The sequence below is a fragment of the Streptomyces sp. NBC_00390 genome (assembly GCF_036057275.1).
Lineage (GTDB): Bacteria > Actinomycetota > Actinomycetes > Streptomycetales > Streptomycetaceae > Streptomyces.
Genome location: NZ_CP107945.1, coordinates 4054887 through 4073547 on the forward strand (window position 1 = coordinate 4054887; position 18661 = coordinate 4073547).

Sequence of the window (18661 nt, forward strand, 5' to 3'; positions counted from 1 at the left end):
CTCGCGATTGTGCAACAAAGTGCAAAAGCATTTCGGTGCGGCGTACAGCACACTCCGCCCGCCCGTCGGGCCGGCGGAATAACGGTCCCGGGGTCACGGTTGGGGGATATAGTTCAATCTTCAACCACTAACCCGAGAGGTGAGCTCCATGCAGTTCGGCATCTTCACGGTCGGCGACGTCACCACCGACCCGACCACCGGCCGTACGCCGAGCGAGCACGAGCGGATCAAGGCGACGGTCGCCATCGCACGCAAGGCGGAGGAGGTCGGCCTGGACGTCTTCGCGACGGGCGAGCACCACAACCCGCCGTTCGTACCCTCGTCGCCGACCACCCTTCTCGGGCACATCGCGGCCCGGACGGACCGCATCGTCCTGTCCACCTCCACCACGCTGATCACCACCAACGACCCGGTGAAGATCGCCGAGGACTACGCGTACCTCCAGCACCTGGCCGACGGCCGGGTCGATCTGATGATGGGCCGGGGCAACACCGGACCGGTCTATCCGTGGTTCGGCCAGGACATCCGCCAGGGCATCCCGCTCGCCATCGAGAACTACGCGCTGCTCCACAGGCTGTGGAGGCAGGACGTGGTCGACTGGGAAGGCCGGTTCCGCACGCCGCTGCAGGGCTTCACCTCCACGCCGCGCCCGCTGGACGGCGTCCCCCCGTTCGTCTGGCACGGCTCGATCCGCTCCCCGGAGATCGCCGAGCAGGCCGCGTACTACGGCGACGGCTTCTTCGCGAACAACATCTTCTGGCCCAAGGAGCACTTCCAGAAGCTGATCAGGCTCTACCGCGAGCGCTACGCCCACCACGGGCACGGCACGCCGGAGCAGGCGATCGTCGGCCTCGGCGGTCAGGTCTTCATGCGCCGGAACTCGCAGGACGCGGTACGGGAGTTCCGCCCCTACTTCGACAACGCCCCGGTCTACGGACACGGGCCGTCCCTGGAGGACTTCACCGAGCAGACGCCGCTGACCGTCGGCTCCCCGCAGCAGGTCATCGACAAGACGCTGACCTTCCGCGAGACCTTCGGTGACTACCAGCGCCAGTTGTTCCTGATGGACCACGCGGGGCTGCCGCTCAAGACGGTGCTGGAACAGCTCGACCTGCTGGGCGAAGAGGTCGTGCCCGTCCTGCGCAAGGAGTTCGCGAACCTGCGGCCGGCCGGGGTTCCGCAGACCGCGCCGCTGCACCCCGCCGTACTGGCCGCGAGGGCCGAAGAGACGAAGGAGTCGTAACGGATGCAGCACACCACCGAACCGCTGAACCTGGTCGTGGTCTCCGCCGGGCTGGGCGTGCCCTCGTCGACCCGGCTGCTGGGCGACCGGATCACCGAGTCCGTACGGCGCGAGCTGGCCGGCACCGACCTGGCGGTCCAGGTACGCGTCGTCGAACTGCGCGATCTGGCCGTGATGATCGCCAACAACTTCGTCACCGGCTTCCCCGCGCCCGCCCTGGCCGAGGCGATCGAGGCGGTGACCGGCGCCGATGGGCTCATCGCGGTCACACCCGTCTTCACCGCCTCCTACAGCGGGCTGTTCAAGTCCTTCTTCGACCTGATCGAGCCCGGCGCGCTCAGCGGGAAGCCCGTGCTCATCGCCGCGACCGGCGGGACCGCCCGGCATTCGCTGGTCCTGGACCACGCGCTGCGTCCCCTCTTCGCGTATCTGCGGGCACAGATCGCCCCGACGGCCGTGTACGCGGCATCGGAGGACTGGGGCGGCACGGGCGACGCGCTGACCGAGACGCTTCCCGACCGGATCACGCGGGCGGGGCGCGAACTGGCCCTGCTGATGGCGGCGCGCCCGGCCGACCGGGCGCGCGGCACGGACACCGCTGCCTTGTTTGCGTAGTTTTACGTAGGCTTGCAACAACAGGGGGTCACGGGTCGCGTGGGGCTACGGAGGTGGCAGGTATGGCAGCCGCAGGCAGGATCGTCGTCGGCGTGGACGGATCGCCGCCGTCCGTGCGGGCGCTGCACTGGGCCGTACGGCAGGCCGGACTGACCGGCGACTCCGTCGAAGCCGTCATCAGCTGGGAGTACCCGGCGGCGGGCTGGGCCTCGATGGTCCCCTCCATCCCGGCCGACTTCGACCCCGAAGCCCTGTCCGCCAAGATCCTCGACGACACCCTGACCCAGGAGCTCGGCGCCGAGGCGGCCGCCGCCGTCACCCAGACGGTCATGATCGGCAATGCGGCGCAGGCCCTGATGGACCGGGCGGAAGGGGCGTCGCTGCTGGTCGTGGGCGACCGCGGCTACAGCGGCTTCAAGGCGACGCTGCTCGGGTCCGTCGGGCTCCACGTCACCCAGCACGCGCCGTGCCCGGTCGTCGTGGTGCGGGGCAGGGCCGCGGACTGACCCGCCGGGGCGGCCCGGGGGCCCGGGGCTCCCGGGTAATGCCGATGACCGATGTCAGTGGCGCCTCCTATGGTTTCGGCATGAGCCGTGCACTCATCGGGCGTGATCACCCCGCAGGCGTCCTCCGGGCGGAGATCGGCCGGGCGACGGACAGCCACGGGGGCCTGGTGCTGGTCACCGGCGAAGCCGGCATCGGCAAGACGACCCTCGTCACCGACGCGGCCGACGACGCACGGCAGCGGGGTGCGCTGGTGCTCGGCGGGACCTGCTGGGACTCCGAGAGCGCGCCCGGGTACTGGCCGTGGGTGCAGGTGGTGCGCGGACTGCGGCGCGGGGCGGGCGCCGAGGCATGGGCCGAGGCCGAGCGGGCGGCGGCCGGGCGGCTCGCGGTGCTGCTCGGGGAGGCCCCCGGCGAGGTGGAGAGCGGCGGCGAGGCCTTCCCGGTGTACGACGCGGTGACGACCGCGCTGGTCACCGTCTCGCAGCAGCGGCCGCTGGTGGTGGTGCTGGACGACCTGCACTGGGCGGACCCGGCCTCGCTCCGGCTCCTCGAATTCGCCGCGCAGCACGCCTGGTTCGAGCGGCTGCTGCTCATCGGTACCTACCGGGACGCGGAGGTGGAGTCGGCCGACCACCCGCTGCAGGGGCTGATCCTGCCGCTCGCCGCACGGGCCACGACGACCGTGACGCTGACGGGGCTCGAGCGCGACGAGGTCGGGGCCCTGATCGAGCTGACGGCCGGGGCCGCACCGGAGCCGGACCTCGTCGACGAGGTGCACCGCCGCACCGGCGGCAATCCCTTCTTCGTCGAGCAGACCGCCCGGATCTGGCGCAGCGGCAGTCCTGTCACCACGGTCGCGCCGGGCGTGCGCGAGGCGGTGCGGCGGCGGCTCGCGATGCTGCCCGAGGCGGTGAACGAGCTGCTGGTGACAGCCGCCGTGCTGGGCCGGGAGTTCCACCGGCAGGTGCTCGCGACGGTGGCCGGCGCGCCCGTGCCCCATGCGGACCGGCTGCTGGAACGGGCGGTCGCGGCCCGCCTGGTGGCCGGGCGCTCCGGGGGCCGGTTCGCCTTCGCCCACGATCTCGTACGGGAAACGCTCTACGAAGTGCTGGAGGAGCAGGAGGCACGCAGCCGGCACGCGGGCGTCGTACAGGCCCTGGACAGCTCGCCCGCCGTGCGGGAGAAGGTCCTTCCCGCCGATCTCGCCCGGCACGCGCACCTGGCGGGCGAGGAGCTGGCTCGCGACCGCCGAGTGGATCTGCTGCTCGCCGCGGCCCGCGACGCCTCGGGCAGGCTGGCCACCGAGGAGGCGGTCGGCCACTACCGGCGCGCCCTGGAGGTCGCGGCACCCGATGCGCGCCGTGCCGCGCTTGTCGCCCTCGACCTGGGCGGCGAACTGCGTCACGGCGGCGAGGACGGCGAGAGCCGCCGCGCCTTCGAACAGGCGGCGGACCTGGCCGAGGAGCTGGGCGCTCCCGAGCTGCTGGCCCGTGTGGCGATCACCCTGCACCAGCACCAGGACGTACAGGACCGGCGGCACCGGCCCCGGGAGCTGCTGCACACGGCGTATCTGGCGCTCATCGGCGGCGGCCCGGCCGATCTGGAAGGGGTGTCGGCCGACCGGATCGCCCAGGATCTGGCGGTGCGCTGCACGGCGCTGGCGCGCGACGCGGAGGACGACGAGGCGCTGTCCTTCGCGCTGTGGGCGCGGCACGACTCCATCTGGGGCCTCGGCACCTCGGCGGAGCGGCTCGCGCTCACCGACGAGATGGCCGAGGTGGCCCGCCGCACGGGCAACCGGGACATGGAGCTGCTCGCCACAGCGATGCGCTGGGTGTCCCTGCTGGAGCTCGGCGACCCGCTCTATCTGAACCAGCTGCGCACCTTCGTGGCGCTGGCCGAGCGGTCGGCCCTGCGCCGGTTCGAACTGGGCAGGAGCGTCGACCAGTCCCTGATCGCGGCGCTGGGCGGCCGCTTCGAGGAGGCCGGCCGGCTCCTGGCCGACGTCCAGGAGTACAGCCACGCGCATCCCGCGTTCACCTTCATGATCGCGCACATGGACTGGGCACTGAAGCTGCTCAGGGGCCGGATCGGCGAGGCGGCCGCGGTGGTCGACGGGCTCGAGGAGATGGGCCATCCCTATCCGCGGCTGCTGGAAGGGATCACGGCGGCCGAGCAGGGCGACGCGGCACGGGCACTGCGGCTGGTCGAGGACCTCGAGGCCGCGGCCGAGCCGTTCCCCAAGTACTTCGTCCCGCTGTGGATGCGACTGCGGGCGCAGGCCGCGGCGGCACTGCGCGACGAGGGCCGCATCGATGCGGCCCGCGCGGAGCTCTCGCCGTACGCGGGGCAGTGGGTCGTCTCGCTGTTCGGGTGCGACATCAGTGGTCCCGTCGACCTGTGGCTGGGTCTGCTGGACGCGGCCCAGGGACGTACCGGGGACGCGGTCGCGGCGCTGACGGCGGCGTACCAATCGGCCGACCGGCTGCGGGCGCGGCCCTGGTCGGTCCGCGCCAGGGCCGCGCTGATCGGGGTACTGGGGCCGGACGCGGACGCGGAGCTGGTGGCGCGGACGGCGAAGGAGGCGCAGGAGCTCGGCCTGACGCATCTGCTGCCGGACGCCGGAGCCGGCGAGCCCGCACCCGCCGCAGCCAAGGAGAGCCCCACCCGGGCGGAGTTCCGGCGCAACGGCGCCGTGTGGGCTCTCGCCTTCGGCGGCCGGGCCGTGCACATGCCGGACGCCAAGGGGCTGCGGGATCTGCACACGCTGCTCGCCCACCCCGGCGACGATCTGCCCGCCGTCGTGCTGCTCGACCCCGAGGGCGGTGAGGCCGCGGTCGCCGCGCGCCGGTTCGGCGGCGACCCCGTCCTCGACGAGGAGGCCAAGAGCCGCTACCGCCGGCGGCTGGCGCAGCTGGACGACGAGATAGACCGGGCGGGCGCCCGGGGCGACGACGACCGGGCCGCCGCGTACGACCGCGAACGGAGCGCACTGCTGGAGGAGTTGCGTACGGCCGCGGGACTCGGCGGCCGCACGCGACGCCTGGGCGACGAGGCGGAGCGGGCCCGTAAGACGGTCACCGCCCGCATCCGCGACACCCTGCGCAAACTGGACGCCCTCCACCCCGAACTGGCCGCGCATCTGCGGGAGGTAGTCGGCGAACGGGCGCCCCGGTCCCTCGGGGCGCCCGTCACGAAGAGCCGGCCGTCCTGGCCGTCGCGAAAAGCCGGCCGTCCTTGCTCTCACTTGCGGTTGTAGAGCCGCATCGTCACCGAGCCGAAGACCACCACCAGCACCGCCGACCAGCCCAGCGTCCAGGCGATGTCCGCCGCCGGCCAGTCGCCCGCCATCAAGTCGCGGACCGCCGTGGACAGATGGGTCACCGGGCTGTTGTTGACGAAGGCCTGCAGCCAGCCCGGCATCGTCTTCGGGTCGACGAAGACATTGCTCAGGAAGGTCAGCGGGAAGATCACCATCATGCTGACGCCCATCACCGACTTCTCGGTGCGCAGCAGCAGGCCGAACATCGTCCAGATCCAGGAGAAGGAGAACGAGAAGAGCATCAGCAGCACCACCCCGAGCGCGATGCCCACCAGGCCGCCGTCCGGGCGGTAGCCGATGACCACACCGACCGTCAGCATCACGACGGAGGCGATGAAGTAGCGCACGACGTCGCCGAGGAGATAGCCGACCATCGGCGCGGGCCGCCAGATCGGCAGCGTGCGGAAGCGGTCGAACACGCCCTTCGTGATGTCGGTGTTGACCGCGACGCCCGTGTACATCGTGATCATCACGACGCTCATCACCAGGATGCCCGGCAGCAGGAACTGGATGTACGCGTCGACCGAGCCGGCCAGCGCCCCTCCGAAGAGGTACGTGTACATCAGCACCATCATGATCGGGAACGCGGTCACGTCGAAGAGCTGCTCCGGCACATGCTTGATCTTGAGCATGGCCCGCCATCCGAACGTCAGCGACGCCGACAGCGCGCTCGGCCTCGGTGGTCGCTCCCCGCCGACCAGCAGTGCGGCCAGCTCCTCGGCCCTCGGGGCCTCGAGTTCGAGTTCGCTCAGGTCCTTGGTGGTGGTCGCGGTGCTCATGCCGCCTCCCCCTTCTTGTCGGTCAGGGCGAGGAAGACCTCGTCCAGGCTGGGCTGGCCCAGCGCGAAGTTGTCCACGGTGATTCCGGTGCGGGCCAGTTCGGCCAGTGCGTGCGCGGCCTGCTCCGCCGCGCCCCGGTCGGTGCCGTGCCCGTTCACCCGGGCGGTCAGCGCGACCGGGTCGGCGTCCAGCAGCACTTCCGCGCCGAGTGCCGCCGCCAGCACCTGCTCGGCGGCCGGCCGCTGTGCGGCGTCCCGCAGCCGCAGATGCACGGCGCCGGACCCGACCGACGCCTTCAGCTCGCCCTTGGTGCCCTCGGCGATCACCCTGCCGTGGTCGATCACGGCGATTCGGGAGGCCAGTTGGTCGGCCTCGTCCAGATACTGCGTCGTCAGCAGCACGGTCGTCCCCTGGGCGACGACCGCCCGCACGATGTCCCAGACCTGGTTGCGGCTGCGGGGATCGAGCCCGGTGGTGGGCTCGTCCAGAAACAGCAGATCCGGGGTGTTCAGGATGGAGGCGGCGATGTCGATACGGCGCCGCATACCGCCCGAGTAGTTCTTCACCTGCTTGTCGGCCGCCTCCCGCAGCCCGAACGCTTCCAGCAGCTGCGCGGCACGCTCCCGCGCCGCCGCCTTGGCGTGCCCGAGCAACCGCCCCAGCAGCACGAGGTTCTCCGTGCCGGTGAGGTCCTCGTCGACCGAGGCGTACTGGCCGGTGAGGCTGACCCGGCTGCGGACCGCGTCGGCATCCTTCTGCACGTCCTTGCCGAAGACCAGGGCCTCGCCGCCGTCCGGGCGCAGCAGCGTCGCCAGCATCCGCACGGTGGTCGTCTTGCCCGCGCCGTTCGGACCGAGCAGGCCGTAGACCGTGCCGGCGGGTACGCGCAGATCGACGCCGTCGACAGCCCGGTTGTCACCGAAGACCTTCACCAGGCCGGTGGTCTCGATTGCCAGATCTGTACTCATCGTCAGTTCCTTCGGAAGGTCTTCGGGCGGTCTTCAGGTCTTCAGGTCTTCGGTGGTTCTGCGGTCTTCGCTCGGTGCTACGGAGTTGACCGGTGCGGCCGGCGGAAGTAATCGGCGACACGGGCATGCCTCGGCGAGCTGAGCTTCAGCTGACATAGGGCCGGGCGGCACGGGCCTCGCGCAGGGCCAGCCCCCACCAGTGCAGTTGGTCGAGCATCAGCGCCGCCGCGCCGTCCCGGTCCTCGAGCCTGCCCTCGAGCAGATCCACGCTGACCCCGTTGCGCAGGGTCACGGTGTGGAGCTCGGTGAACACCGAGCGCAGCTGCTCGACCGCGTACAGACCGCCCGACCCATGGCCGTAGCTGACGAAGGCGACGGGCTTGGTGTGCCACTCGTCGTACGCACAGTCGATGGCCTGTTTGAGAGAGGCGGGGAACGAGCGGTTGTACTCCGGCGTCACGACGACGAACGCGTCGGCGTGGGCCACCTGCGCGCTGAAGTCCCGCATCTGCTCCGTCGGGCGGTGCGGGTAGCGGGCCGGGAAGTGGAAGTCGACGAGATCGAGCACCGCGGTCTCCAGGTCGGCGCGGCGCTCGGCGCGCTCCAGGAACCAGTGTCCGATCTGCTCTCCGGCCCGCCCCTCTCGCGTGCTCCCGATGATCACTGCGACACGCAGCGGCGGCAACTCCTGGTCCTGGTCCTGCACGGGGCGCCTCCCTCCACCGGTCTTCGGCCCTCACCCAGCAGGCGCGAGACCGCAGCGCGCGGCCGCCAGATCCGATCCGGCGGCCGCGTCGGAGGGAGACGTCTGCCCGAGACAGACGTCTGCCCGTCACTTCTTCATGTCCGGTGCACGTTCATGTCTGGTGCACGTAGAGGGCGTAGAAGGTCACGAGGCCGGCTCCCACCCCGACCGCCACGCCGATGCACGCCGACCTGAGCACGCTGCCGTCGGACAGGCTGGTCAGAAAGCCGACCGCCACCGCGGTCAGCGCCCCGTAGGCCACGGCCCTCACCTCTCGCCGCAGTCCGCCCTGGATCCGGCCGAGACCGTAGGTCAGCCCGCCCATGACCACCGCGCAGACCACTCCGAGGAGGAGCTGGGCGCCGTTGAAGAACCCGCCTTCCTCGAAGCGCTTGAGAACCATGGCGTAGATACCGAAGCTCACGCCCAGAGTGGCGGGCACCGCCCAGCTCGCGTGAACGTGGTGCCGTGCGGGCACCGCTGCGTGTGTGGCCATGTCGGAGAGCTCCTTCCGCTCGTCCTCGTCCGTCCTCCTTCAGAGCACACCCGCGGACGGCCGCGGGCAAGTCAGGGAGCCGCCGTCCCCCGGCAGCCGCGGATCGCCGCAACGAAGTGCCCGGAACCGGCGTCCTCACGACAGACGGACGTCGCAAGAGACATCCGTCGCCAGAAACGTCCTGCGGCTCGGAGGCGTGTGTGGACACGGCAGCAACGAACGGCGCGCCGGCGGACGCGGGCCCGCCTCCCGCCCCGTACGGCGACGGCCCCCCTCCGCCCTCCACCGGGGGCCGCACGACCGTCCGGTTCGCCGCCCTGCTGCTGCTCGTCCCGACCGTGGTGATCGCCTGCCGCCTCGCGGACACCGACGCCGTCACTCCCGTACCGCAGCTGCTCGCCTTCCTGCCCTGGATGCTGGTGCCCGCCGGAGCCGCCCTGCTGTTCGGCCTGCTCGCCCGCCGGCGCATCCTCATGGGCTGGGCGGCCGCGGTACTCGCCCTCACCGGCTGGTTCGTCCGGCCGTACGACACCGGGCTGACGGACGACCCGCCCGGTCCGGTCGTCGCGCAGCTCGAAGTGCTGACGTCGAACGTCGAGTTCGGCGGGGCGACGGAGGCGCTCGTGGCGGCGATCCGCCGGGAGCAGCCCGACCTCGTGTTCGTGCAGGAATGCGAGTACCGGTGCTCCGAGGCGCTCGAGGCGGAGATCTCCCGCACCGACTACCCCTACCGCAATGTCGTCGAGGGCGGCGGCGCAACAGGCTCGGCGATCCTCAGCAAACATCCGCTGCGCCCCGCGCGCGGCGTCCCGTCCACGCTCGCGATGCCCGGCTCGGTGGCCGTCATCGCCGGCCGGGACGTCAATGTCCAGCTGGCCCACCCGTTGCCCCCCGTTCCCGGAGGCATGTCACTGTGGCACCGCGAGCTGGGCCGACTGCGGAGCTTCGCCGCAGCGGCCGAGGGCACCCCGACCGTTCTCGCCGGTGACTTCAACGCCACCCAGGACCATGCCGCCTTCCGCCGCCTACTGGACGCGGGCGCTCTGCGCGACAGCGCGACCCTCGCGGGCGCGGCCCACACCCCCACCTGGCCGGCGTCGGTGCGCCGGCCACTCGGCACGCAGATCGACCATGTGCTCGTCAGCGAGGACTTCTCGGTGCGCGACGCGCGCTTCCTGGATCTGCCGGACACCGACCACCGCTCGGTCCTGGTCCGGCTCGCACTGCACGACGTGCGCTGAGGGCCCGGCCGGGTCACAGTGGGGACGGGGCGCGGGACCTCATTGCCCGGGCCCCGGGTCGTGTGTGGCCGGCGGTCAGTGAGGAGGCGTTTCCCGATGCGCGCTGTCGCGGTCAAGGAGTTCCGGGCCGAGCCCGAACTGATCCAGGTCCCCAAGCCCGAGCCCGGCGAGGGCGAGGTCGTGGTGAAGGTCGAGTACGCGGCGCTCAACCCCGTCGACTGGCAGTTGGCCGACGGAGCTCTCGACGGCCGCGCCCCGCATGTGTTCCCGCTGGTCATGGGCGTCGACTATGCGGGAAGGGTGGATGTCGTCGGCCCCGGCGACAACCGCTTCCGGGTCGGCGACGCGGTCTTCGGTCAGGCCGCGCGCCCGCCGGTCGGCGCGGGCACCTACGCCGAGTACGTCGCGGTGCCGCAGGACGGGCCCATCACGTACGTACCCGAAGGGGTCGATATGCGTACGGCGGCGATGCTGCCCACCGCCGGGATGACCGCGGCCCAGCTGCTCGCCGTCGCGGGCGTGAGCAGCGGGCAGAGCCTGCTGGTCGTCGGTGCCGCGGGCGGCGTCGGCTGCTGCCTCACCCAGCTCGCCGCGGCCCGCGGGGTCCGGGTGGTGGCGGTGGTGCGGGGCGACGAGGAGCTGCGGATGCGCAGGCTCGGGGCGGCCGTCACCGTCGACCCCACCTCCGAGGACCTGACCGCGGCGGTACTCCGGGCGTGTCCCGGCGGGGTGGACGCTGTGGCCGACATGGCCTCGGCCGATCCCGCCTCCTTCGCCGCGCACGCGAAGCTCGCGCGGCCCGGGGGACTGGCCGTCGGGACCCGGTTCGCGGCCGGTTCGGTGGCGCTCGAGGGCGATGTCGAAGCGGCCGGCTTCCAGTTGCACGCCTCTGCCACGCTGCTGGAGGCGCTCGCCGCCGCGGCGGCCGACGGCGAGCTGCAGACACCGGTCGACGCCGAACTGCCGCTGGAGAAGGCCCCGGAGGCCCTCGCCCGGAACCGGGCCGGCGGAGCGCGCGGCAAGACCGTCTTCGCTCTCTGAACCCCTCCGGGCCTCCGGGCGCGGTTCCGATGCCGTCGGCCGGGTTGCGCCGCACGGCCTGTCCGAGATCTGCTGATGACCATGGGAGAACGCGAGGGCGGCACGGCGCGCTTCGCGCCGCCCGAGTGGCTGCTGCGCAGCCTGCGCCCGCAGCCCACGCCCGTCCCGAAGGCGGCCGCCGGCCGGGCGGCGGTCGCACTCGCCGCCCCGCTCGCCGTCGGACTCGCCGTCGGCCGGCCCGAGTACGGGGCGCTGGTGTCGATGGGCGCCCTGTCCGGGGTGATCAGCGACACCGCCGTCGCCTACCGGATGCGGATACTCACCATCGCGGTCCCCCAGCTCTTCGGCATGGCCGGCGTCACCGTCGGCACGCTGGTGTACGGGGAGGGCTGGGCCGCCGTCGGCGTGCTGACCGTGGTCGCTCTGATCTCCGGGATGATCTCGTCAATCGGCGCGGTCGCGTCCGTGTCCGGGCTGCTGCTTCTGCTGAACGCCGTGGTGGGGGCCGGTCTGCCCATGCCGGGCCCGTGGTGGCGGCCGCCGGTGCTGCTCGGTCTGGGCGGGCTGTTCGTGCTCTTCCTGAGCTTGCTGGCCTGGCCGTGGCGCGGGCGCGCGCCGGAACAGGCGGCGGTCGCCGAGACCTACCGCAGCGTCGCCGGCCTGCTGGCGGCGGCGGGCACGGTGGCGTACGACGAGCGGCGTCAGGAGGTCACCCAGTCCCTCGACACCGCCTACGACCTGATCCTCGCCCGGCGGGCCCGCGAGCACGGACGGCGCGGCCCGCTCGTGGAACTGCTCGCCCAGCTCAATGTGGTCATCCCCCTGGTCGAGGCGGCTGCCGCGGCGCACCGCTACGGACGGGCCTCACGACGGCCCGAGATCGCCGCGGCGGTAAGGGAGCTGGCGGACTCCGTCGCCCAAGGGCGGCGTACGGCTCCCCCGCTGGTACTGCCCCCTCCCGAAGGGCCGGCCGACCGCGCGGTGGACTCGGCGGTGCGCCATGCGTCCGTGGTCGTGCACCAGACCGACCACGACCTGACGAACGTGGACGACCGGCTCGGCCGGCCGGCGTCGCTGCGCATCAGGGCCCGGCGTGCGTTCCGCGACGTCCTGTTCTGCGAGCCGTCCTGGCGCTACGGGCTGCGTCTCGCGCTGTGCATCGGGCTCGCGCAGGCGCTGGTGTCGCTGGTGGTGGTGCCCCGTTCGTACTGGGTCGCGCTCACCGTCACCTTCGTACTCAAACCGGACTTCGGCTCGGTGTTCTCCCGCGCGGTGCTGCGTGCGCTGGGGACCGCGGCCGGGCTGCTCGTCGCCGCGGCCGTGCTGGCGCTGGTGCCGCGCGGGGGCTGGGACGTACCGGTGATGATGGTGCTGGCGGCGCTGATCCCGGCGTTCTCGGCGAAGGGGTACGCCTTCCAGACCGCAGCGATCACCCCGGTGATCCTTATGCTGTCCGACATCCTCAACCAGCAGGGTTTCCATCTCGTGCTGCCGCGGCTCGCGGACAGTCTCGTCGGCTGTGCGATCGCGCTGGTGGCGGGCTATCTGCTGTGGCCGGAGAGCTGGCACACCCGGATCGGCGACCGGCTGGCGGCGGCCGTGGAGGACACCGCGAGCTATGTGCTGTGCGCGTTCGGGACCCCCGGGAGCGGCGACGGCCACGCCCATGACCAGGCGGAGCGGGTACGCAGGCGCAGACGCCTGTACCGGGATCTGTCGTCCGTACGGTCGGAGTTCCAGCGCGCCCTGACCGAGCCGCCGCCGACCGGCGCACGGGCCGCCGCATGGTGGCCGCTGGTCGTGGCCACCGAGCGGATCGTGGACGCGACGACGGCGGCCCGGGTCCGTGTCGACCACGGGGCGAAGCCGCCGGCCGCCTCGGAGGTCGCCGGGATCGAGCGGCAGGTGCGCGAGCTGGCGGAGGGCCTGCGGGAGTCCGAGGTGCTGGTCGAGGTCAGGGCGGAACTTCCGGGCGACGAGGAGGGGGTACTGGAGCCCCTGCGCCAGGAGGTACGGGCGGCCCGGGCGATCGCCTCTCCCGAGCCGCGGTCGTGACCTGCGAGGCCAGGGCGCCGGAGCCCGTGGTCAGGGCGCCCCGGCGCAACCCGGCCGCATGAGCGAGGCCGAGCGGGCGGGATGGAACAGGGCCACGGCCGACGGGGGCGACGTGCCCGGCGCCGATGCACGGCCGCACGAACCGGCGGCGTTCTTCGCCTCGGTCGGCGCGGCCGCCCGCAGGACTACGGCTTGGGCCGGCCCAGACCGTACAGGCGCTCCAGCTCACGCCGGTCCCGCTTGGTCGGGCGGCCCGCGCCCCGGTCCCGTACCGCAGCCGGTGCCGTGAACTCCTTCGGCGGGGGCGGCGGGCTGTTGTCCACGTAGCACTGCACGGCGACCGGCGGGCCCACGCGCTTGCGCACGATCTTCGAGACGACGACCAGCCGCTCACGCCCCGCGTGGAACACCCGCACCTGGTCGCCGGCCCGCACGGACTGCGCGGGCTTGACCCGCTCGCCGTTGATGCGCACATGGCCCGCGCGGCAGGCGGCTGCGGCCTGCGAGCGTGTCTTGGTGAGCCGTACGGACCAGATCCATGCGTCGACCCGTACGGACCCCTCGTCCGACAAGGGCGATCCTTCTGAAGCCATGACCCGACTCTACGACTCCCCGGTCCGCTGGGCCTCAGGGTTTTCCCGCGCCCGGCGGCCTGTCCGCCTCAGGCCGCCGGTCAGGCGCAACCCCCCTCACCACAGCGCACACATCCGACTACGATGCGCACGATCTCCCTTTACGGAGGGGCGCATTTCTCCGTACCCGGGCGTTCGCTTCTGATGTGCCGTCACACATCGCGCAGTACAAGGGCATTCGGAGATTTCCATGCACAGCAGCTCCGGCAGAGGGCTTCGGCCCAATGTCCTCGGGACGTTCGACACCACCGTCATGGCGGTCGCGGGCAGCGCCCCTGCCTACTCGATCGCGGCCACCACCTCCGTACTTCTCGCCACCGTCGGTCTCGCAGGTCCGGCCGCACTGCTGTACTGCGCGATACCCATGCTCGGCATCGTCCTCGCCTACGGCAGACTCGGCCGGCTCGATGTCAACGCCGGCGCCGGCTACTCCTGGGTGGGCCGGACCCTCCACCCCTTCCTCGGCTTCCTCTCCGGCTGGGCCCTGGTCGTGTCGACGACGATCTTCATGGTGGCGGGCTCGCTCCCGGCCGGTGCGCTCACGCTCTCCCTCTTCGACGCGTCCCTCGCCGAGAACCCCACCCTGGCCACGCTGGCCGGCGCCGGCTGGTTCCTGACGATGCTGCTGATCGTCCTGGGCGGCACACGCCTCACAGTGCGGGCCCAACTGCTGCTGACCGGCTTCGAGTTGTCGATCCTGTTGCTGTTCATCGGCGCCGCGCTGCTGGTGGGCGGCGGTCAACTGGCCTTCGACTGGTCCTGGTTCGGCTTCTCCCACTTCGAAGGGACGGCCGGGTTCGCCTCCGGCGCGCTGATCGCCACGTTCTACTACTGGGGTTGGGACGTGACCGGCAACCTCAGCGAGGAGACCCGCAACAGCCGCCGCACCGCCGGACTCGCCTCGCTCATCGGCGTCGGCGTCGTCTTTCTCCTCTTCGAGGCGTTCACGGTCGCCGTGAACATGACCCTCTCCACCGCGCAGATCAAGGCGGCGGGATCGAACGTCCTGGGTGCGCTGGGCGAGGCCATCTGGCCCGGAATCGGCGGAAAACTGCTGGTCATAGCGGTACTGCTGTCGACTGTCGCCACCCTGGAGACCACCTTGATCCAGGTGACGCGCTCCCTGTTCGCGATGGGGCGCGACCGTACGATGCCCGCCGTGCTCGGCCGGGTGCACCGTCGCTGGAACACCCCCTGGGCCGCCGTCGCCGTCGTCGGCGTGGTGGCGGTCGTGATGTTCGCGGCGTCCATGGCCCTCGGATCGGTCGGCGATGTGCTGGCCGCAGCGGTCGCCGCCATCGGCCTGCAGATCGCGTTCTACTACGGGCTGGCCGGGATCGCCGCGGTCGTGGCGTACCGCAGGACGCTGCTGACGTCCGTACGCGACTTCGTGCTCGGCGGGGCCTGGCCCCTGCTCGGTGCGCTGTTCATGCTGTGGATCCTCTTCGAGTCGCTGGGCGAACTGAGCGCGGCGTCCATCGTGATCGGGGTCGGCGGACTCGCCGCAGGGCTGGTGCCGCTGATCAGGTACCGGCGGCAGGGCAGTCGGTACTACCGGCCGGCCGGCCGGCTGGACGCGACCCATGCCGTCACCTGGCAGAGCCTCGGCGGGAGCCCGCCGCCCCCCGGGCAGGACTACGCGGACCGGGCCCTGGCCACGGACTTCTGACTTACCGACCTCCTGACCGGACCGACCTTCCGACCGGACCGACCCTCCGGCCGGACCACCGAGGAAAACGCCGAGCACACCGAAAGAAGAGCCGCAGATGGCCGCACGCCGCCGCTTCACACCCGATTTCGACCCTGCCCACGGCGACCGGCCCCTGTCCGACACCCTGCATGACATCGTTATCGGCCGGTGGCAGGGCATCCGCGACCTGCTGGGCGACACCGGAAGCGACTGGGCGCTGCGCACCCACCGGGTGCGGCTGCTCGCCCACGCCGCTGCGGGATCGTCGACGGCGGAGAGCTGGCAGGCCGCCGAGCCCGCGAGCCCCGACGCGGCGGTGCTGCGCGCGGCCACGGAGGTCGTACGGGTCTTCCACCGGGCGATCTCCGCGGGAGCCGGTCAGGCCGGCGGTGTGGAGCGTGCGCGCCTCGACGCCACCGTACGGGCCTGCCTCGCCGCGACCACCGCCCACCCCGCTGACCCCATGCCCTGGGTGTCGCTGCTGACGGTGGCCCGGCTGTACGAGGACGGGGTGCCACGGCGCGAACTGCGGCGCTGGTGGGACGAGATGCGCCGGCGTGACCCGGACAACCTCGAGGGCCATGTGCAGTTGCTGCGCTATCACTCGGCGCGCTGGCACGGCACCCACGGCAGGATGTACGACTTCGCGCGGGACGCGGCGGGCGCATCACCGCCCGGGTCACCGCTGCCGGTGCTGGTGCAGATCGCCCGGGTGGAGGAGTACCGCCATATCGCCGCTTCAGCACAGGGCCGTCCGGTGCGCGGTTTCGACCAGCACTGGAAGCACGAACTCGCGATCGTGGAGATACGGCGCACCTGGCAGCGCTGGGTGCTCGGGCGCCCGGACGCCCCGGTAGAACCCGAGGAGGTCGGTCAGCTCAACTATCTGGTGCACGCCGCCTGTTACGCGGGACTGACGACGGAGGCACGCGGCCTGTTCCAGTTGCTGGGACCACGGGCGGCGCTGGTCCCCTGGTCGTACACGGGCGATCCCGCGGAACAGTTCACGAGGTGGCGCGCACAGGTGGGCGCCACCTCGTGAAACCGGATCCGCCTCAGGATCAGACGCCGATGTCGCAGCCGTCCTTGCGCCAGACGGCGACGACCGACGGGCGGACGATCTTGCCCGGGCCGTCGGGCCACACGCTCGCGGGCTTCTCGACGGACGCGCCGTCGATCTCGCCCGGGTGCTGCACGGCGACGATCACCCGGCGGTCCTGGATGATCGGACCGCAGGTCTCGGCGCCGGCCGGCACGGTCAGGAACTGCTTGAGCTCTCCGCGCCGCTCGCCACGGGTCGCCACGCCGAACAGGCCGTCGTGCGAGCCGAGCTGGCTGCCGTCCGTCGAGATCCACAGGTTGCCGTGCGGGTCGAAGGCGACGTTGTCCGGGCAGGAGATCGGGCTGACCTTCTCCTTGGGGTAGCCCGCGAAGTAGGTGGCGGGGTCTTCCGGGTCGCCCGCGACCAGGAACAGCCGCCAGGCGAAGCCGTCGCCCGCCGGGTCGTCCCAGTGTTCGGCGAGCTCCAGGATCTGGCCGTGCTTGTTCAGGTTGCGCGGGTTGGCCTCGTCCGCGCCCGCCTTGCCGGGCTTGCCGCGGTCGGTGTTGTTGGTGAGTGCCACGTACACCCGGCCGCTGCGCGGGGACGGCTCGACGTCCTCGGGGCGGTCCATCTTGGTGGCGCCGACCTTGTCACCGGCGAGGCGGGTGAAGACGTACACCTCCTCGGCGGTCATGCCGGGGACATGCGAGACATTGCCGGTGGCGAGCGGGATCCACTGGCCGCTGCCGTCGAACTCGCCGTCGTTCGGGAGCTTGCCCGTGCCGTCGATGTCCTGCGGGCTGTCGCCGGTCAGCTTGGCGACGTACAGCGTGCCCTCGTCGAGCAGCGTGAGGTTGTGCTCGCGGGCGGCGCGGCTGCTGCCCTTCTTCATCCGCTTCGACGAGACGAACTTGTAGAAGTAGTCGAAGCGCTCGTCGTCGCCCATGTAGACGACCGGACGGCCGTCGTCGGTGAGGCGGGGCTGCGCGGCCTCGTGCTTGAAGCGGCCCAGCGCGGTGCGCTTGCGGGGCGTGGACTGCGGGTCGTACGGGTCGAGCTCGACGACCCAGCCGTGGCGGTGCGGCTCGTTGGGCTCCTGGGCGACGTCGAAGCGCTTGTCGAAACGCTCCCACTTGCGCTCGGTGGCGGCGCTGCCGATGCCGTAGCGCTTGTCGGTCGCGCTGGAGCCGTTGGCGAAGTACTGGTTGAAGTTCTCCTCGCCGTGCAGCGTGGTGCCCCACGGGGTGGTGCCGCCCGCGCAGTTGTTCAGCGTGCCGAGCACCCTGGTGCCGGTCGGGTCGGCCGACGTCTTCACCAGGTCGCTGCCCGCGGCCGGGCCGGTGAGCTTGAACTCGCTGGTCGCCGTCAGACGGCGGTTGAGCGGGTGACGGGTGACGGGCGTGAGCTTGCCGCTGCGGTGGTGCTCCTGCACCACGACGACGGACAGACCGTGTGCGGCCCAGGCGATCTCGACCTGCTCGCGGGTCGGGTTGGCGGGGTCGTACCCCTTGAACATCAGAATCTCGTCGGTGTACTCGTGGTTCGCCACGAGGACCTGCCGGCCGTGCTCGCCGCGGAGGGGCAGCAGGCTCAGGAAGTCGTTGTTGTACCCGAACTGGCCGGCCTGCGCACGCGCGGTCTGGTTGTCCGGGTCGAAGGCGGGCGCGCCCCGGAGGATCGGTTCACCCCAGCGGATGACGACGCTCTGCTCGTAGCCCGCGGGGACGGTGACCTTGTCGTCCTTGTTCGGCGCGACGGGCGCGAAGCGCAGGCCGCGGGCGCCGTCGGAGGTCGTCCCGTGGCCCTGGCCGTGGCCGGGGGTGGCCGCGGCGGGGGCCGCACCCTGGGCGACGACGGCGCCACCGGCCGCGGCGGCGACGGTCACGACCGCAGCGGCACGCATCATCGAACGCCGGGACAGCGCGCTCGCTATGACGTCGCCGACGTACTCGTTGTCACTCGTGTTGGGCACCTCGTGGAAGCAGGCGTCACCGCACCGGTAGCGGCAGGTGAGGGCGGAACGTCCGCCTCCGTGCGGATTCGTGTTCAACAGCGGCAGCAGTTTGCGCACTTCGTCCTCCTTCGGCGCACCTGCGCCGACATGGTGCCGGAATGTTTCCGGCCGAGACGCTATTTGCATACGTCTGCCCAGCGGCAGCCATGAAGTGAACGCGGGATGAATGCGGCGCGGACGAGGCGCGGTTGGGGCGTGGTCGGGGTGTGGCGACGACGCAAGGGCGTGGCGCCCGTGTGACAGCAGGGCGCCCCTCCCGGAACCCGCGCGG

At 71.9% G+C, this 18661-nt stretch carries 15 protein-coding genes; 9 read left to right on the forward strand and 6 right to left on the reverse strand.

What is annotated here, in order from left to right; translation table 11 throughout:
* Window positions 1–148: 148 nt before the first annotated feature.
* The 4 genes from OHS70_RS17615 (at window position 149) to OHS70_RS17630 (ending at window position 5624) form a co-directional block, all read left to right on the forward strand.
* Window positions 149–1243 carry an LLM class flavin-dependent oxidoreductase gene (locus tag OHS70_RS17615; protein ID WP_328398596.1) on the forward strand — a complete coding sequence of 365 codons (1095 nt, stop codon included), beginning with the start codon at window positions 149–151 and terminating at the stop codon, window positions 1241–1243.
* 3 nt (window positions 1244–1246) lie between these two features.
* Window positions 1247–1858: an FMN reductase gene (locus tag OHS70_RS17620; RefSeq protein ID WP_328398598.1), complete on the forward strand. Its 612-nt coding sequence runs from the start codon at window positions 1247–1249 to the stop codon at window positions 1856–1858.
* A 62-nt stretch (window positions 1859–1920) separates the two neighbouring features.
* Entirely contained in the window at window positions 1921–2364 is a 444-nt protein-coding gene (locus tag OHS70_RS17625; protein WP_328398600.1) for a universal stress protein, read from the forward strand.
* Window positions 2365–2444: 80 nt separating this feature from the next.
* Window positions 2445–5624 carry an ATP-binding protein gene (locus tag OHS70_RS17630; RefSeq protein ID WP_328398602.1) on the forward strand — a complete coding sequence of 1060 codons (3180 nt, stop codon included), beginning with the start codon at window positions 2445–2447 and terminating at the stop codon, window positions 5622–5624.
* Here the strand turns inward: OHS70_RS17630 and OHS70_RS17635 are convergent.
* The 4 genes from OHS70_RS17635 to OHS70_RS17650 form a co-directional block, all read right to left on the reverse strand.
* A complete protein-coding gene (locus tag OHS70_RS17635; RefSeq protein ID WP_328398604.1) occupies window positions 5609–6466 on the reverse strand; it encodes an ABC transporter permease in 858 nt (285 codons plus the stop codon). The genes OHS70_RS17630 and OHS70_RS17635 overlap by 16 nt on opposite strands.
* Entirely contained in the window at window positions 6463–7434 is a 972-nt protein-coding gene (locus tag OHS70_RS17640; RefSeq protein ID WP_328398606.1) for an ATP-binding cassette domain-containing protein, read from the reverse strand. The genes OHS70_RS17635 and OHS70_RS17640 overlap by 4 nt, the downstream gene beginning before the upstream one ends.
* Window positions 7435–7579: 145 nt before the next feature.
* A complete protein-coding gene (locus tag OHS70_RS17645; protein ID WP_328398608.1) occupies window positions 7580–8140 on the reverse strand; it encodes an NADPH-dependent FMN reductase in 561 nt (186 codons plus the stop codon).
* 151 nt (window positions 8141–8291) lie between these two features.
* A complete protein-coding gene (locus tag OHS70_RS17650; RefSeq protein ID WP_328398610.1) occupies window positions 8292–8675 on the reverse strand; it encodes a hypothetical protein in 384 nt (127 codons plus the stop codon).
* A 200-nt stretch (window positions 8676–8875) separates the two neighbouring features.
* On the opposite strand from OHS70_RS17650, the gene OHS70_RS17655 reads away from it, so the two are divergent.
* From OHS70_RS17655 to OHS70_RS17665, 3 genes are all read left to right on the forward strand, one after another.
* Complete coding sequence (locus tag OHS70_RS17655; protein ID WP_443062613.1) at window positions 8876–9916, forward strand: endonuclease/exonuclease/phosphatase family protein; 1041 nt, start codon at window positions 8876–8878, stop codon at window positions 9914–9916.
* Window positions 9917–10012: 96 nt separating this feature from the next.
* Window positions 10013–10957 (forward strand): NADP-dependent oxidoreductase, encoded by a 945-nt coding sequence (locus OHS70_RS17660; RefSeq protein WP_328398612.1) that lies wholly within the window; start codon window positions 10013–10015, stop codon window positions 10955–10957.
* An 81-nt stretch (window positions 10958–11038) separates the two neighbouring features.
* Window positions 11039–13012, forward strand: a complete 1974-nt coding sequence (locus tag OHS70_RS17665; RefSeq protein ID WP_328398614.1) for an FUSC family protein — start codon at window positions 11039–11041, stop codon at window positions 13010–13012.
* 185 nt (window positions 13013–13197) lie between these two features.
* On the opposite strand, the gene OHS70_RS17670 is transcribed toward OHS70_RS17665, so the two are convergent.
* A complete protein-coding gene (locus tag OHS70_RS17670; protein WP_328398616.1) occupies window positions 13198–13605 on the reverse strand; it encodes an RNA-binding S4 domain-containing protein in 408 nt (135 codons plus the stop codon).
* A 229-nt stretch (window positions 13606–13834) separates the two neighbouring features.
* Between OHS70_RS17670 and OHS70_RS17675 the strand changes: the two genes are divergently transcribed.
* Window positions 13835–15313, forward strand: coding sequence for an APC family permease (locus OHS70_RS17675; protein ID WP_328398618.1), 1479 nt, complete (start codon window positions 13835–13837; stop codon window positions 15311–15313).
* Between the two features lie 97 nt (window positions 15314–15410).
* A complete protein-coding gene (locus OHS70_RS17680) occupies window positions 15411–16376 on the forward strand; it encodes a hypothetical protein (RefSeq protein WP_328398620.1) in 966 nt (321 codons plus the stop codon).
* A gap of 19 nt (window positions 16377–16395) precedes the next feature.
* On the opposite strand, the gene OHS70_RS17685 is transcribed toward OHS70_RS17680, so the two are convergent.
* Window positions 16396–18447, reverse strand: coding sequence for a PhoX family protein (locus OHS70_RS17685; RefSeq protein ID WP_328398622.1), 2052 nt, complete (start codon window positions 18445–18447; stop codon window positions 16396–16398).
* Window positions 18448–18661: the final 214 nt, after the last annotated feature.